The sequence below is a fragment of the Kitasatospora sp. NPDC058190 genome (assembly GCF_042883685.1).
Lineage (GTDB): Bacteria > Actinomycetota > Actinomycetes > Streptomycetales > Streptomycetaceae > Kitasatospora.
This window is the reverse complement of sequence record NZ_JBHVVI010000022.1, coordinates 77,101-92,526: the sequence shown is the minus strand read 5'-3', so window position 1 is coordinate 92,526 and position 15,426 is coordinate 77,101. Positions and strand designations below refer to the sequence as shown.

At 70.5% G+C, this 15,426-nt stretch carries 11 protein-coding genes and 2 pseudogenes; 4 read left to right on the top strand and 9 right to left on the bottom strand.

Going from position 1 to position 15,426, the window contains the following annotated elements:
* Positions 1–470: 470 nt before the first annotated feature.
* From ACFVWU_RS13630 to ACFVWU_RS13610, 5 genes and pseudogenes are all read right to left on the bottom strand, one after another.
* The gene (locus ACFVWU_RS13630) at positions 471–1,490 is read right to left on the bottom strand and encodes an LD-carboxypeptidase (protein WP_387619315.1); all 1,020 of its coding nucleotides are present in this window, start codon (positions 1,488–1,490) and stop codon (positions 471–473) included.
* A gap of 58 nt (positions 1,491–1,548) precedes the next feature.
* A pseudogene (locus ACFVWU_RS13625) lies at positions 1,549–1,638 on the bottom strand (IS630 family transposase); the annotation flags it as partial.
* 198 nt (positions 1,639–1,836) lie between these two features.
* On the bottom strand, positions 1,837–2,448 hold the full coding sequence (locus tag ACFVWU_RS13620) for an SMI1/KNR4 family protein (protein ID WP_387619313.1): 612 nt from the start codon (positions 2,446–2,448) through the stop codon (positions 1,837–1,839).
* A 193-nt stretch (positions 2,449–2,641) separates the two neighbouring features.
* On the bottom strand, positions 2,642–3,049 hold the full coding sequence (locus tag ACFVWU_RS13615; protein WP_387619311.1) for an Imm7 family immunity protein: 408 nt from the start codon (positions 3,047–3,049) through the stop codon (positions 2,642–2,644).
* A 108-nt stretch (positions 3,050–3,157) separates the two neighbouring features.
* Positions 3,158–4,663 carry a hypothetical protein gene (locus ACFVWU_RS13610; protein WP_387619309.1) on the bottom strand — a complete coding sequence of 502 codons (1,506 nt, stop codon included), beginning with the start codon at positions 4,661–4,663 and terminating at the stop codon, positions 3,158–3,160.
* Positions 4,664–4,934: 271 nt separating this feature from the next.
* Between ACFVWU_RS13610 and ACFVWU_RS13605 the strand changes: the two are divergent.
* Both ACFVWU_RS13605 and ACFVWU_RS13600 read left to right on the top strand, forming a co-directional pair.
* Positions 4,935–5,383, top strand: a pseudogene (locus ACFVWU_RS13605) (DUF6210 family protein).
* Between the two features lie 506 nt (positions 5,384–5,889).
* Positions 5,890–6,309, top strand: coding sequence for a hypothetical protein (locus ACFVWU_RS13600; RefSeq protein ID WP_387619308.1), 420 nt, complete (start codon positions 5,890–5,892; stop codon positions 6,307–6,309).
* 379 nt (positions 6,310–6,688) lie between these two features.
* Here the strand turns inward: ACFVWU_RS13600 and ACFVWU_RS13595 are convergent, their stop codons facing one another.
* Positions 6,689–7,318 carry a hypothetical protein gene (locus tag ACFVWU_RS13595; RefSeq protein WP_387619306.1) on the bottom strand — a complete coding sequence of 210 codons (630 nt, stop codon included), beginning with the start codon at positions 7,316–7,318 and terminating at the stop codon, positions 6,689–6,691.
* A 283-nt stretch (positions 7,319–7,601) separates the two neighbouring features.
* On the opposite strand from ACFVWU_RS13595, the gene ACFVWU_RS13590 reads away from it, so the two are divergent.
* Positions 7,602–8,189: a DUF6939 family protein gene (locus ACFVWU_RS13590; protein WP_387619305.1), complete on the top strand. Its 588-nt coding sequence runs from the start codon at positions 7,602–7,604 to the stop codon at positions 8,187–8,189.
* Between the two features lie 306 nt (positions 8,190–8,495).
* Here the strand turns inward: ACFVWU_RS13590 and ACFVWU_RS13585 are convergent, their stop codons facing one another.
* Entirely contained in the window at positions 8,496–9,164 is a 669-nt protein-coding gene (locus tag ACFVWU_RS13585) for a hypothetical protein (protein ID WP_387619304.1), read from the bottom strand.
* 106 nt (positions 9,165–9,270) lie between these two features.
* A complete protein-coding gene (locus ACFVWU_RS13580) occupies positions 9,271–11,097 on the bottom strand; it encodes a HEAT repeat domain-containing protein (protein ID WP_387619301.1) in 1,827 nt (608 codons plus the stop codon).
* A 317-nt stretch (positions 11,098–11,414) separates the two neighbouring features.
* Between ACFVWU_RS13580 and ACFVWU_RS13575 the strand changes: the two genes are divergently transcribed.
* Positions 11,415–11,849, top strand: coding sequence for a hypothetical protein (locus ACFVWU_RS13575; protein ID WP_387619299.1), 435 nt, complete (start codon positions 11,415–11,417; stop codon positions 11,847–11,849).
* Positions 11,850–12,382: 533 nt separating this feature from the next.
* On the opposite strand, the gene cas3 is transcribed toward ACFVWU_RS13575, so the two are convergent.
* Positions 12,383–15,391, bottom strand: a complete 3,009-nt coding sequence (gene cas3 / locus ACFVWU_RS13570) for a CRISPR-associated helicase Cas3' (RefSeq protein WP_387619296.1) — start codon at positions 15,389–15,391, stop codon at positions 12,383–12,385.
* Positions 15,392–15,426: the final 35 nt, after the last annotated feature.

The following is a 15,426-nucleotide window of genomic DNA, read 5'->3' as shown; positions in this document are numbered from 1 at the left end:
CCCTGGCGGGGGGGGTCTCCCCCCCCCCGCCGGGCGGGCGGGGTGCCCCCGGGGGGGGGGGGGGGCCCCCCGGCTTGCCGGGCCCCCCCCCCCACCGGGTTTTCCACCGGTTTGCTACCGGCGCAGCTCCTCCTGGAGAACCGCTTGGCCCGACCGGAGACTCTCCAGGAACGGCCGTGCTCGGCGACCGGGGCGCTCCGGCTCTCCAGAGCCTCGGTCGGCGCCCGCAGGACCCGGGTCTGCTCGGTCAGGGCGGACACCATGACGCCGACGGCATCGGCGATGCGGGTCATCGACTGGCGTTGCCCGGCCTGCTCCTCGCGGACCGCGTCCAGCACCTGGGCGCGACCGTACGGGGCGGGGCGGACCTCCGCGCGGTCCGGGTCGGCGACCGCCGCGGTCGTGCGGGGCGTTGCCGCAGCCGTCACCACGGCCTCACCGCGCAGGCGGTCGACACGAGCCCGCGGTGCTCAGCTGACCGGTCCCGTCATCGCGTGCGGCCCTACCGCCGGTTCGAGCAGCGACAACGTCCGCTGCTGCGCATCGAGGCCGACGCGGATGCCGACCGGCATCGGCAGATTCGGGCCGGCATGCCCGAAGTCGACGTTGCCCAGGACCGGGATGTCACGGTCGCCGAGGACGTCGAGGACGATCTCGGGCAGGGTGGGGGACGCGCCGGGCTCGAGTCCACTGATCTCGCGTGGAACGCCCACGACCATGCCGGAGATCCGATCGAGGATGCCGCAGTGTCGCATCACCTGCAGGTAGCTCCACACGTACGATGCCAGGCCGCCCATCTCCTCCCAGAACAGCACCGCACCGTCGAACCATTCGAGCGGCAGCGCGAAACGCGTCGCCTGCGCCAGCACGATGCGATTGATCACCCCGCCGATCAGCCGACCTTCGACACGACCGGGACGCCAGTACTCCCACGACGGACCCGCAGGCAGCGCACCGAGCGCCTCGGTACCGGTCAGCAACCTGGAGTAGAGCTTCTCGAGTTCCGCCTGGCGCGCCACGGGCGCGGACCGCCAGTGTCCGCCGAAGCCAGGGACGGCCATGTCGGCATGGAACCCGACCAGACCCGTGCGCGCGTAGAGCACCAGATGCAGCAGGGAGATGTCGCTGTAGCCGAGGATCGGCTTGGGATCGGCCCTGATCGCCTCGACGTCGATCAGGTCGAGGTAGCCGAGCGCCGTCTGGCCGCCGTCACTCGCGATGATCGCGCGCACCTCAGGATCACGCAGAAGACCATTGAGCTCCCCGGCGATCTCCGCCGGCGTGGCCGCGCTCCACCAATGGCGGCGTCCTACGTCGAGTAGCGGAGCCCGACGCACGCGGAATCCCATCCGCTCGAGCACCACCACCGTCTGCTCGACGTTGGGCTCGTAAGCGGCCGGCAGCGGACCGGACAGCGAGGCGATGACAACGAGATCTCCGGGCCTCAGGGCACGCGGTCGAAGCAGTTGAGGCAGTGCAGAACCAGTCATGGCGTCAGTGTCGCCGGTGCCATCGGCAGGGTCATGCGACTTTCGACGGTCGTCCGCCCCAGCGCGGGCAGAGGTGCAGTTCGCGGGTCTGGACCGTGTGGTTCGGGCGGTTGGAGTTGGCGAGCGTGAACTGCCGCAGCGGGCCGAAATCGTCGAAGGCAAACGTGCGGTCGGGGAAGTGTTCCAGGTGGAGAACAACGGCTTCTGGCACCCGGACTGGGCATCGAGACCGGAGAAGACCCCGGCCGGGCTGCGGATCGCGCGGACCGAGCTGGCGACCGTCCCGCAGCTCGTCCCGGTCTACGGCCACCGCTACCTGTCCGGCCTCCCCGGCTCGTGGAACCCGTCACATGCCGCGCTCCGGGCCGTACATCGGTGCGGGGCGGTCATCAGGTGACATCGGCAGTGGTTCGAGCAGCACCGGACCGGGGTAGAAGGCGGAGCTGTTCGGGCCGACCATGTCCTCACCGACCAGGTAGCGGTGGAGCCACTCGGAGAAGCCCATCCGGTACTCGAACCAGGACCCGTCGTGCTCCACCGCACAGATCCGGTGCCCGCTGCGGTCGGGCAGTGGGGCCAGGAAGATGTACTCGCCGCGATCGGTGCTGGTGATCGGGATCAGGCCGTCTTCCGTCCCGAACCGCACCTCTTCCAGGCCGAGAACCACGCGGATGTCCTCCTCCGGTTCCAGCCAGTCCTCCCGGTCCCAGTCGAGCGCGGCCCAGGCCTGGGACGTCTCGCGGATGTCCTTCCCGAGGTTCCACCGATCGGTGGCCGGATGCATGAGATACAGGTGCCCGTTGATCTGGATCGGGGCGTACGCGTCGACGACGGCCCTGTAGTCCTCGGGGAGCTCGGTGCCGATCCCGGCTTCCAGCCTTGCCCATGCATCGGGGCTGGCGAAGCGCCGCTCGCCAGGGCCCAGCATGGCGAAGACCTCGGAGAGATAGTCGCGCACCGGTACTCCGTATCGGGTTCGGGTGTCGGGATGCCGTGCGATCGCCCCACGGACGCTGCGACGGCCTGCCGTGAGGCTAACCGGCATCAGTGACATCGACTCAGGCAGGCTCGAACCGGATGGGCAACGCGGCCCACGACCGAGCCTGACCGGCTCGTCCCGGCTGGAGCGTCAGCCACATCCGACCGCCCGGTCAGCCATGAAAGGGATCCTCCAGGACCGGGATGCACGGGGACAGCAACGGCTCCGCGTGCTCGCTCACCTCACCCCGGACCATCTGGAGGACACGCACCTCGTTCCCGTGCGCGGAGTCCTCGTCATCGCGCACATGCAGCAGGCCGTACGAACCGGGCGCCCGCCCGCCGACCTCGCGGAAGAAATCGAGGATCTCCGGATCGCGGTGATTCGGCTGGCCCCCGAAGTGGACGAACACCGCGCCGTTCATCCACCGCAGATCCAGGAGATAGGGGTTCGCGATCTCGTCGATCCGGCGCTGGATGCCCTCCGCGATCACCCGCAGGCGCGCATCCTCACCGGCGACGTCGCCGTCATCGGCGCCGGCGGTCTCGAGAACGTTGATCCAGCCGTGGTACTCGAACATGGCCCGGCAGCCTACAAGCGGACCCACCGGCCGCGCATCCGCGTTCAGGACACTTCACGGCGCACGCCCGTAGCCCCCCGTCCCCTGAATGGATCCGGCCCGCCCCGATCACGCGGGTCGCGGAGTGCCGGCCAGCCCGCTGCGGTCGAGCAGATCGTGGAGGCGCTCGGCGGGCAGACGCGGATGGGCCGCTGCCCCCTCGGCGAGCTCCGGATCATCCAGGAGCGAGCCGATCAGCTCGAGGGGAAGCAGCGGATTGGCGGCCGCGGCCCGGCGCACCCGCGGATCCGGATCGGCCAGCAGGGCGACGGGCGGCTCGGTGAGGGTGGGGTCGGCAGCGGCCAGAGCACGCACCTCCGGATCGTTGTGCCCGAGGAGGTGCCCCAGCCCGGTGCGCGGAAGCCGCGGCAGCATCAGCAGGTACGGACGCTGGCGCGGCGTGGCGACGAAGGCGTCGAGCACGACCCCAGGCGGAGCCAGCGGATGGTTGTACGCCAGCAGGTGGCGCACCTCAGGATCGGGGTCCTCGGCCAGACGGTGCGCCAATTCCCCCGGCAGCCGGGCCCACGCCGCGGCGACCCGTCGGAGCAGAGGGTGCGGGGACACGGCGCACGCCTCGTACCAGTCCGGCTCCGGCTCGAGGAACATCTCGCCGACCGGCCCGATGCACTCGGCCGCGTGGCCCACGACCTGGTCGATGGCGGCACGTTGCGGCCAGGTCCGCGGCAGCGGCTGAAGTAGGGCCCGGGTCCGTACGGTGACGTTCGGGTCCTCGGCCAGCTCCGCCAGCAGCTCCGGATCCAGGTCGGCGCGGGCGGCCACCCGCTCGCGCACCTTCGGATCGGGGTCGCGTGCCAGGCGGGCGACGGCCTCGCCCGGCGTGTGGGGGTTGGAGGCGAGCGACCACAGGTCGCGCCCCTGCTCGAGGCACCGCTCGGCGACGGTGCGGGAGACGGCGTAGTTGATGAGCAGCAGATTGCGGTAGTGGCAGTCGCGTTCGGGCAGCTCCGCCTCCATCGCCGCCGGGTCCAGGATCCTGCTGTGCTCGCGCGCGGCCTCGGACACCACGGGGTCAGGGTCGGCCAGGAGTGCGTCGCGCTGCGCGGGGGTGAGCCACCGCCACAGGCCGGTCGCCTGGGCCCGCAGCTCCGGGTTCGGGTGGTGAACCATCCCCCGGCGGAAGGACTGCGGGATCTGCCGGGAGAACTCCAGCTCCTGCCGGATCTCGGCGGCGGTGAGCACCTGCCCGCCTTCGTCGTCCCGGGCGGTCAACAGGGCTTCCAGGACGGCGTCGGGCAGCACCTCGGTCCAGCCCAGATGCGGCCTCCGCCCCGCCGCCAGAGCCGCGCGCACGAGCGAATCGGGGTCGTCGACCAGTCGGCCGCGCTGCCCGGGATCGGCGTACCGGTTACGGGCGAACGCGCGGCGGACCGCCCGCTCGGGGTGCGTCACCACCGCCCCGACGACATCGGGGGGAAGGGCGCGTTCCCCGCAGAGGACCGGCCAGGCTGCGCGTCCTTCCGGGGCGAGCAGACGCAGCAGGACCTCGGACGGTGCGGCGGGGTTGGCCGCGATGCCGCGCAGCCAGGCTTCCGTGGGCGGGGAGGAGGACATCGGGCCATCGTGCCAGCGATCAAGACGTCAGGTCGACGGAAATTGCGCTGCCGGATTTTCCGCGGAAAATCCGGCAGCGACCGCAAACCCCGGCCAACGGAGAGGAAGAGCGCTTCGCAGAGGCCGGCCGGGCTGCCGCTTGTTGAAATCCAGTGGTCCGATAAGCCCCAGCCCCGCTTCGATGACCTCATGGGCCTTCACCACGGAACCGTCGTACCGGAGCGCCTCCACCGACCAGCCGTAGGACCGACCGACCCCGGAGACCGCCCCGATGACAGACGCGACGTCCAACGCCCGGCCGAAACGACACGTCTTCCTCGACCCCGACGGCTGCGGTGCGGGCTGGATGTTCGTCATCGTGGCGGCGCCCACCGGCGTCGTCTACCAGAACCAGTGCGGCGGCTACGCCTGCGAGCAATACGAGCAGGAGGGCTACCTGGTCCCGCTCTACGGGACGGACCTGGACGAGGACATGAAGGAGATCTTCGTCGGGGAACTGAAGGGGTGGGCTTCCGAGGCACCGAGTGGCCGCCCGATGTGCTCGCCCGGCTGCGCACCGCCGTCGACTCCCTGGGCATCTACGGCTCCGGCCGCGAGGACGATCCCTACCCGCCCTCCCTGATCCTCGACGAGTCCCGACTCGCGGAGGCGGCCGAAGCCTGGATCCCGGTCGTCACTCCCGACGGCCCCGGCGTACTGGTCCGGGAGAACTCCGATTAGCTAGGAGCGCTCTTACGGATCACCATAGGCAGGGCCTGCACGGTCGGCTCGGAGTGTCGCCTGCGACGATCCCTCGCGCCGTGCGTCGGCCCGGATCCGGACCACCTCCCTGCTGGGCAGGGGGGCAGCTCCTGAGATGGATGCTGGGAAACACGCATCGCCCCACGCAACGCGGCCATGACGCTCAACGAGGGTGACTCGTTCGACCTCCAGCTCTGCCCGACCAACCCACGCAGAAGCCGCCCGCCGCTCTCAGATAAGCGGTTCACGACCAGGGGAGTCTGACGCACCGATTTTCCGCGGAAAATTCGGTGTCCCCGGATGGGGACGTCACTGGTGTCCATGCCACCGGCCCGGCGGACCGCGAACGCGTTTCCGCGCACCCGGGCTCGCCACGGAGACGCGAACTCACACCGCATCACCGCACCCGCTTGCCTCCGCGTTTGTACGGAGGGGGCATGGCGGTTCCCGGTTCGATGGTCCGGTCGTGGCGATAGCGCCGAACCATGGCGGATCACTCGTACGACGACATCACGATCGAGCCACCCGACTTCGGCGCGACGGTCCGGAGACCCCTGAGGATGTTCTTCGGAGCCGACCCGGGGTGGTCCTTGGACGCGGCGACGGCGTTGTCCGCCGAGGCGGTCGTCGAGCGGTGGCGCGGGGGACTGGGATTCAGGCAGCACCAGGCGGGGCTCCGACCACTCGCCGACGTCGAGGAGTTCCAGCCGTCGGACGGCGGTAGCGGTATGCGGGTGAGCCTCAGCCTCGACCTGGCATACGTCGGATCCGACTTCGCCCTCCCCACAGACCCCGCGGATCTGAACCTGCATGACCCGGACTGCTCCGTCTCCCCCGGGACGGGGCATGTCCTGTTTCGGGACCATCGGAGCGGCCCGGAGACGGGGGACGTGCTGTACCGCTGACCCTTGAAGGCCGCATGCGCCGCCCGGTCCTGCCGGCGGGCTCCGGATTTTCCGCGGAAAATTTCGTGGTCCGGAGAGTCGCGGACGGCTCAGGGGCACGGGCCCCTCATGGCGGTTCGTCTCGCCGTCGGACACCCGCCCGCTGAGGCGGTTTCCGGTGAGTCCCGATTTTCCGCGGAAAATCGGACCCGGGGAACCGAGGCCCGCTGGGGCGACGGGCTGGGCTGCCTCGGCTCAGGCCGGCAGCCGATTGCCCAGCCCCTGTTCGCTCCTCCCCATGGGCGACTCCCTAGGACAGCGATCAGGCCACGGGTTCCGTCTCCGATGGGCTCCGAATTTTCCGCGGAAAATTCTCCGAGCAGATCGCGGCCATCTGTGGTCACTCCCGGCGGAGCCGGTCCGGCACCGAGAGGTACGGCAGCTGCTCCGGCTTCCCCTCGAAGTCCACGGGCGTGTCGTCGAGGTAGCGGGCGCACTCCGCGTGCGCCTCGACGGTGAAGAAGCCGCTCGGGTCGTAGAAGTCGACGAAGACGGTGTCGGAGACGCCGTTGGGGCCGGTACTCGGGGGCTTCAGCTTCAGCTGGATGTGGTCGGGCGCCTCCTGGGATTCGACCGTCCATCCTTGCGCGGTCAAGGCCCCGTGAGCTCGCTCCATCGCCTCCGCGGCCTGCGGATGCGTGAGCCCGGTGACCGTGAAGCCCGCGCTGATCGCCGCCGTGCGGGGCTCGTACGGGGCGGTGTCCTCCAGGTTGTCGAGGAAGTGGGAGAGCCCCCGCCCGTGGCAGTCGTAGATGTCGGCCTCGACCCCGAGGCTGTTGCTCAGATCGAGCACCAGCCCGTTCGGCACCTCGAGCGCGTCGTAGACGGCCAGTGTCTGGCCGTTCAGACGCTCAGCGATGGCGGCCGGATCGGCCACCGGGAACGGAGCCCCCTCCCACACCCCGGTGACCTTCACCCCGCCGAGCACCACCGAACCCGCCACCGCGAGGACCGCGAGCGCGCGAGCCACCCTGCGTCCCCGACTACGTTGCCGAAAGCCATTCCCCATGGTTCGTATCGTGGACGGCGCGGTCCGGCCGCTTCATGAGTACCCGTACTCAACTCCGAGTCCCGTACCCACTCCCCCGGTGCCATGGCTTCGGACACGATGGTCGCTTCGTCCTCTCCGACGGCAGCCACAGGAACACACGCGGCCCTTGCTCGTCGGCGCTGCCCGGTCATACGGACGGGCCTGATGTCAGTGCCGTCGGGGATGCTCGGTGGCCGCTGTCATCACACCAGGGGGCCTTCAGATGCCGATCCGTATCGCCAGCCGTCGTCGCGCGATGGCGTCACTGACCGCCGCGTTCCCCGGCGCCGAGATCATCGACGTGACCTCCAAGGGACCGGAACCATGGGTACGGTTCAGCCCGTTCTACCCGCACGGCGGTATCCCGGTCCCCTACAGCGACGGAGTGACCAGCCAGTCCGTGGAAGGGATCTGGCAAGCTCTCAAGGTCTTCCAGGACTCCGACGTCGACCCCGCGAGGCTCGGAGTCACCACGATGAAGGGGCTGAAGCGGACGGTCCGTCGGTACGGCCCCGTCCAAGGCCACCGAACCGGTCTGGACGGCGACCGGCTGCTGCCCTATGAAACGGCTCGGCGCCGGATCTACCTGCCGGCCTACCGCTGGATCCTCGAGCACCGAGTCGCCGACCTGGTCGAGCAGCTCAGGCAAAAGGACGACGTCGTACTCCTGGACTACACCACCAACGGGGACGTCACCGACCCCACCAGCCCGCTGTCCCACGCAGCGCTCATCCAGCTGCACCTCGAAGGGCGCTGGCCCGGTGAGGACGACAGTGGGGCTTCCACCGGCATCAGCGGCCGAATGCCATGAGTGCTCCGGCGCCGGGCACGTAGGTTGTGTGGTGGCGTCGGACGGCCACAGCCATGTCATGGCAGGCGGAGCGACGCGCTCAAGAGCTGGCCTCCGTGCCCTGCCAGAGCCGACTGAGACCCGACGATTTTCCGCGGAAAATTCTGTGGCTCCAGCAGCTGTAGCGGTGTCGGCTCTCCGAGGCACCGCTTCGTCCTCGGTTCCGGTGCTCGACGGCAGCTCTTCGACGGATCCGGATTTTCCGCGGAAAATCGCCGACTCTGATCCATGGAGCGGATCCGCTGCCCGGGCGCCTGGAGGTGGCGGTCACGGTCGGCGGACCTGTGCCGGCAGGGTGAGGGAGGGGAGGTGCTCCGGCTCCCCCTCGGAATCCACGGGGGTGCCGCTGGGGTAGCGGACGCACTCCGCGAGCGCGCTGACTTCGAGGAAGCCGCTCCCGTCGTAGTACGTGACGAGGACGGTGCCGGAGACGGATCCGGGGCCGACGTTCGGCGGTTTGAGCTTCAGCCGGAGGCCGTCGAACTCCTCATAGGAGACGACCTCCCAGCCCCGCCCGGTCAAAGTCCGGCGCGCTCGCAGTGCCGCGTCCACCGCCTGCGGGTGGGTGAGCCCGGTGACGGTGAAGCCCGCGTTGATTGCGGCGGTTCGGGGCTCGGGCGGAGGGCTGTCAGACAGGTTGTCGAGGAAGCCTCCGAGCCCGCGCCTGTGGCAGCGGTACACGTCGGCCCTGACACCGAGGCTGCGCTGCGGGTTCAGCACCGGTGCCTCCGGCAGGCTGAGGGCGTCGTAGGCGGCCAGTACCCGGTCGTTGAGGTGTTCGGCGGTAGCGGCCGGATCGGCCACCGGGTACGGCTTCCCCTCGAAGGCCCCGCCGAGCGCCACCGCGCCGAGCACCACCGTGGCCGACAGGGCCAGGCCGGTGAGCAGGATGGCCGCCTTGCGGCGGCGACTGGGGTGCTGAGAACCGTCTTCCATGGCCCTGATCGTGCCCGGGGCCGGACGGCTGGCGCATGAGTATCCGTCCGGCCGTCACGTGGGTACGCGTACTCAACTCGTCGTTCCGCGCCGGTCAGCGCGGTTGTCAGGTGAGCATCTGGCGCGCCGTTTCGCGGAGCTGGTCGTCGAGGTGCTGTCGCCGGCCGGATACCCAGGCGGTGTATTCGCTCATCAAGCGGCGTTCGCTGGTGGCCCAATGCAGGAGCTGCGGTCGCAGGTGCTGGGGGTAGCGCGGTTCGATCCGGCGGAGTGCCTGGAGGGCGTGCACGCCCACGGGGCCCATGGGGTCGAGGAGTACGGTCAGGACCGGGGCAGCGACGGACGGGTCGCCGGTGATGTTCACGTGGGCCTGGGCGGCGTGCAGTCGGTACCGGGTGTTGCCGTTGTCGAGGTGGCGCTCGATCAGCGGCAGCAGTGGTGTGGCCGCCTCGCCCAGCCGGGCGGCCTCCTCCAGATGCCGTCCGGTGTCGGAGAGCTGCTGTTCCAGCAGGCGCAGGGCGGGGTGCGGGTCGGCGCCGAGGCGGGCGGCGGTCACGGCTGCGGCGATGGCGAGGGTGCCGTCGTCGGCGGTGCGCGCGAGAGTCTCCAGGGCGTCGAGGAGCCCGGTGTCGTGGATGGCCCAGTCCCCGAAGCGGTGCAGGAGCGTCGGCGTGGGGTGGCGGTGCAGCAGGTGGATGAGGTCGGGCAGGTGGGTGCGGGCGGCCTCGGGGGAGAGGGCCGGGTAGAGCTGGTCGAGGCCGTGGCCGTCGGGGTGGCGCAGGGCGAGGCGTTGGTGGTCGGTGTGCTGGGTGCGGGCGGCGAGGGCGGCCAGTGCCCTCGGGCAGGGGTCGGGGATGTCGGTGAGCAGGCGCTGGTCGCCGAGGTGACCGAGGAGCTCCTGGGCCTGCCGCTCGGTGCGTGCGTGGGGGAGGAGGTGGTCGCCGAGGGCCGGGTCGGGGTGGGAGGCGCCCGGCAGCCACCTGGCGATGGCGCCGAGGAGGGTGAACAGGTCCCAGGGGGCGTGGTCGTGCGCCAGGGCGGCGGTGAGCAGGCCGATGGTCTCGTTCTCGCGGTCGCGCCAGACCTCGGAGAGCCGCTGGGCCCGGCGCGAACCGCGGATCTGGTGGTCGCCCCGAGCGATCCAGCCGCGGGCCACGGCCGTGAGGGCGTCGGCGTCCTCGGCCAGCTCCCACAGGCGGCTGTCCACGGTCCCGATCCCCGGGGCGAACTCGCCGCTGTTGACGGAGAACTCGGGGTCGCCGCCGGCCTCGGCCAGCACGGCGACCACCTCGGCCGGGTACGGTGCCCGCGCCCGCTCCACCAGGTCGACGGCGGCGGCCGCACGGACGGCCGGCACCGGATCCGCGAGCGCCGAACGCAGCCGGCGCTCGACGGCCCGCGGGTCGGCGTCGAGCCGGGTCAGGACGGTCAGCGCCTCCGCCCGCACGGCGGCGCAAGGATCGGACTCGAAACAGGCGGTCAGCTCGCGCAGCGCCGCCGGCAGGGTCTCGCCGGTCGCCCGGCGGGCGACGCGCACCATGTTCCGGCGCACCTGCGGATCGTCGTCGTGCAGCAGATGCAGCAGCCCGGTCACCTCTGCGGCTACCCGAGCGCATCCCCGCACCTCGTCCTCGAACTCCGGCTCCGGCTCCGCCTCGGGACCTCCGGTCCCGGCCAGCGCCGCGAGCACGCCCGCCCGCTCGTGGACGCCGTGCACCGCGGCGTGCGCGAGGAAGGGGACGGCCGCCACGGCAGCCGAGGACACCGAGCCCTGGTGCAGCACCCGGCCGAAGAACTCGTCCATGGCCTTGTGCGCCTGTTCGGGGCCGCCCGAGCACAGATCTCGTATCCAGCCCGGGACATCGTCGGCGCTCCCGTAGGCGTGCCCCAGCGACGACCAGTCGACCGTGTCCAACTCTTCAGGTGATCTCACTCGCGCACTCTAGACACCGCTACGGACAACGGCCTGGGGCGCGGGCGACCTCTGCCTCGCACCTCACCGATTTTCCGCGGAAAATTCCTACGCCGGCGACTGGGACCGGACTGGATGGGAGAGGGGCCACGGGGGTGCCGTCTGACGGCCCCTGAACTCGCGACAAGACCGCCCGCCGGGGAAGGCAGCGGCATGGGTCTGACGTGCCTTGACCGTCAGCGCTTGAACCGGCAATCCGCCTGATGGAGCTTGTCGAGCCGGGGCCCGGCCGAGACGAGTACCGGTCATGGTGCCGATGTCAGGAAGGGGAGTCCGACATGGCGGACATCGAAGTGCCAGGACCTGAGCCGGACTGGGAGACGGCCCCGTCGTACCAGGGCGGTAAGCGCAACCCTGCGCTCCAGCAGAGCGTATGGGAGTTCGCCGCCAGCTCCCTCCACATCGTCGCGGGGCTTCAACCACCGCTGGACGTGCTCGCCGCGCGACTGCGCCTGAGCGTTGAACGGACCTGGGAGGACCTCGGCTACGTGAACGTGGCCATGTTCCGCATCAAGGGGACGGACTTCGCCCTGAGCGGGTACGAAGGCGGGCACTCCCCGTACACGGCCGTCTGGGTGAACCGCTCGTCGGACAACGTGGAAGCGGCGCTCGACACTGTGCTCGGCGCCCTCGGCATCGGCCAGGAGGCGCTGGCGTTCCGTGGCACCACGGAGACCGGCTTCGAGTACGGCAACGGCTGGACCGGGGGATAGGACGGACCGGATCCGCTTGTCGGCGCTTCGTCGATAGGACGGACACATCCTGCGTGGCTTCGAAGACTTCGTCTGCTTTCGGCGGGAGCGCACCCTCCGACTCAGGTCAGAATCACGCAGGGCGAGAGCCAGGCCCGCGAGAGAGTCACTCTCCGTGCCCGTGGGAGTCGAGTCCTACCGGTGGATCGTGATGTGGCCGCCGCACATCACGTCTGCTTCGAGCTTTGAACACAAAAGACATTAGTAGACGCGAAATAAACCAGGTCGCGTTGATGGTCAGCTCACGCGAGCGGCGATGCGACGTCAGAACCTACGGTGCCGCGGCTTCCGAGCCGGCTCAGACGATGGCGACGGAACAGGGTCTACGAGGCGCGAGCCCTCCCTCGTAGGTGCGGGGGAAGACTTCACCGGCCCGGCGGTGTGGAAGAAGCCGCCCAGCTGACCCCCGCTGGCGCGGGGAGTACTGGTTCAGAGCTCGGGACCTCCGGCTCATCCCGGCGTCCACCGGGAGCAGGAACGGGCAGCGTATCGCTTCATGGCCGGTGGACGAGGTGCAGTCCCCTGGTGGGGCTGTAGCGCAGTCGCCCGACGGGTCCGCTGAGACAGGCGCCTTCGGGGGACAGGACGATGACGTGCCGTCGGTTGATGCGGACGGTGCCGGGGGTCGCCCATTCCTCGACCGGCGGGAGGTGCCTGAACCAGCTGCGCGGGATCGGGACGGTGTTCAGCAGCCGGTTTCGCTGCTGGGCGCGGCGGGCGTCTCGGACGGAGTCGTCCCGGACTCTGTAGTACCTGGAATCGGCCTCGTGAAGGCCGCCCTGGTCGTAGCTGTAGTAGACGCGGGGGCGGCCGGCGCCGGCGGTCTGCTGCCGGAACAGGACGATGACGTCGGTGGTCGGCTCGGCGAGGCGTGACCGGGCGGCCAGGCCGGGGCTACCGTCGTCGCCCTGTCCCTCGGCGGATCCGCTCTTGAGGCGGTCGATGTCGGTGGGGGAGCCGTCGAGGAGGTAGGGCTGGAGGGCGCGGGGGTAGGCGGTGTTCTCGTGGTTGTCGTGTTCGGCGAGCCAGGCGTCCCAGGTCTCGGCGAGCAGGGAGCCCAGCGGGGTCCTCGGGAATGCGCCCGGGCTGTAGACGGATTCGATGAGGCGTTCGTTGTCGCGTGGCGTGGACAGGCATGCGATCCGGGTGTCCGGGCCGGTGCGGCGGGCCTCCTGGCAGTCCGGACAGGCCTGCTCGCGCGTGAGGCCGTCGAGCAGGCCGTGGGTGGCGGCCAGGGCGTAGGGGGCGTAGACGTAACCGTCCGGGTTACCGGGGCTGTTACCGGTCGGGGGATGGACGAGCGGAAGGCATCCGCGGTCGGGCTGCCACAGGACGGTCATGCGCGGGATGCGCAGGTCGGTCGGCCTGCGGGCGTCGTTCGGGGCGTGCCGGTGGAGGCGCCCGCGTCGTTGGATGAGCAGATCGATGGGGGCCAGGTCGGTGTAGAGCCGGTCACTGTCCAGGTCCAGCGACTGCTCGATCACCTGGGTGGCGATGACGAGGAGTCGGTGCGGCCGGTTCGGGTTGGGGGCCTTTCGGTCCTCCGCCGGGCCGAGGAGTCGGCGGATCCTGCTTTCCAGCGGGAGCCGGTCGCGGGAGAGCATCTGGCCGTGGAGGAGGACGATCTCCTCCTGGTTCCAGCCGTGCCCGCCCGCCTGGGTGCGGGCGTGCGTGTAGAGGTCGTGAGCGGTGTCGACGCGGTTGCGGATGACCGTGGTGATGCCCCCGAGGGCCGCCTCGTGGAGGAGGTGGCCGGCGAGGGCGACCGGGCCGGGGTCGGGGAGGAGGTCGAGCCGGGTGTGGAGCTGGGGCGGGGCTTCGTCGGGGGACGTGTGGGCGATGTGGCCGCGCCGGTCGACGAGGGTGACGGGGCCCTTGGTGTCGGCGGGCTGCGGCGTGGTGCGATGGCCTTGGCACCAGGCGTTGACGAGTGCCTCGCGGGTGGCGCTGGGGAGGGTGGCGGACAGGACGACCACCGAGGCCCCCGCGTCGGCGAGCCAGGCGACGGCGGCTTCGAGCAGCCGTTCCTGGAAGAGTTCGTAGGCGTGCGCCTCGTCGATGACGACGGTCTTGTTGGCCAGGCCGAACAGGCGCAGGAACCAGTGCTCGGAGCGCTGTGCGGCGAGGGCGATCTGGTCGACGGTGCCGATTCCGAAGGCGGACAGCAGGCCGACGCAGCGCCTGAGGTACCACGGGTCGAGGACCGCGCGGGTGGAGTGGGTCTTGTCGTCGTGTTCGCAGAGGGTGGGCTCGATGAACGGGATGAGCTCGGTGAAGTCGGTCGGCTGAGCTGTCGTGTCGCCTGCGTTGAGAAGGCGTCCGACGTTCTCGGTGGCTTCGGCCGTGCCGTGGACGACGGCCAGATTGGCATCGCCAGGGGCTCCGAAGGCCCTGGTCAGAAAGGCGATGTGCTCGACGGCGGCCTGGTCCGTGGCTGCTCGCGTCGGCATCGCCGTGTAGAAGCCGTGGTAGCCGTTGGTGCGGGCGAGGTGGTGGGTGTACCAGAGGGCGAGGGCTGTCTTTCCCGATCCCGTACCGGCCTCGACGATGGCCAGGACTGGGCCCTGGGCCGGGGCGGCCGCCATGGCCGCGGTCTGGAACGGGCGGGGCGCCGGGGCATGGGGGAAGAGCTCTGCCCAGGTGGCGGGCTCGGGGGCCCAGGCGTCGAGCCGTAGCGCGCTCAGCGCGGTGGAGGCTTGCGACTTCGACTGCTCCCACCACTGCTCGGCGGGCTCGTTGTGCGGACGGTAGGTGAAGCGCTCCTCGTCGGAGGCGATCCAGTCCGCGGTGACGACCAGGCCCGCGAAGAGGGGGAGCGTCGCCGGGCGTTCGAGGGTGGTCCGGTCCGCCAGCCGCTTGAGGTCGACACCCAAGAGGTTGGCGAGGGTGTCGATGAAGTATTGGTGGAGGCTGTCCCACTCGCCGTCGCGGACCGCGCGCTTGGCCCGCTTCACGGTATCGAGGCTGGGGATGTGGCCGTGGTGGCCGCCGAGCAGCAGGGCCATCCTGTGCAGGCCCTCGTGCCGCTCACCGGTGCCGCCGCAGTCCCCGCATGCGCAGCCGAGGAGACGGGGGAGCTGGAAGGCGGTGATGTGCTCGTGCCGGATCCAGGAGGCCGCGCGGTGGTCCCTGGGGAGGGGAAGGCCCACCTGGTGAGCCAGTCGAAGCCACTTCGCGCCCGCCTCGCGCAGGTGCCGATGCGTCGTGTCCGCGAACTGGAGTTGGAAGCAGGCGGAGGCCTTCCCCACGTCGTGCAGGGCCGCGTAGAACATGGCGTTGCGGCGGGCGGCGTCGAGGTCTCCCGACCCCAGGGCCTCGACCAGGCGGTCGCGGACGGGCCGGGCGAGGTAGCGGTCCCAAAGCTCTCCCGCGCAGGCCGCGGCATCGAGCAGGTGGGCGAGGAGCGGGTTCCACGGTGCTCCGCCGCTGTCGCCGCTGATCTTGAATCGGTCGGTCTTACCCCAGACTGCGACCCTCGAAACAGTGATTTTCTGAGAATCCATCACCCGATCGCCTCCGGAGTCAGTAGAGTCCGCCT

Bases quoted from the DNA above. Each gene is read 5' to 3' on its own strand.
- ACFVWU_RS13630 (WP_387619315.1), bottom strand. From the start codon at position 1,490: ATGACTGGTTCTGCACTGCCTCAACTGCTTCGACCGCGTGCCCTGAGG.
- ACFVWU_RS13615 (WP_387619311.1), bottom strand. From the start codon at position 3,049: ATGTTCGAGTACCACGGCTGGATCAACGTTCTCGAGACCGCCGGCGCC.
- ACFVWU_RS13610 (WP_387619309.1), bottom strand. From the start codon at position 4,663: ATGTCCTCCTCCCCGCCCACGGAAGCCTGGCTGCGCGGCATCGCGGCC.
- ACFVWU_RS13600 (WP_387619308.1), top strand. From the start codon at position 5,890: ATGGCGGATCACTCGTACGACGACATCACGATCGAGCCACCCGACTTC.
- ACFVWU_RS13590 (WP_387619305.1), top strand. From the start codon at position 7,602: ATGCCGATCCGTATCGCCAGCCGTCGTCGCGCGATGGCGTCACTGACC.
- ACFVWU_RS13585 (WP_387619304.1), bottom strand. From the start codon at position 9,164: ATGGAAGACGGTTCTCAGCACCCCAGTCGCCGCCGCAAGGCGGCCATC.
- ACFVWU_RS13575 (WP_387619299.1), top strand. From the start codon at position 11,415: ATGGCGGACATCGAAGTGCCAGGACCTGAGCCGGACTGGGAGACGGCC.
- cas3 (WP_387619296.1), bottom strand. From the start codon at position 15,391: ATGGATTCTCAGAAAATCACTGTTTCGAGGGTCGCAGTCTGGGGTAAG.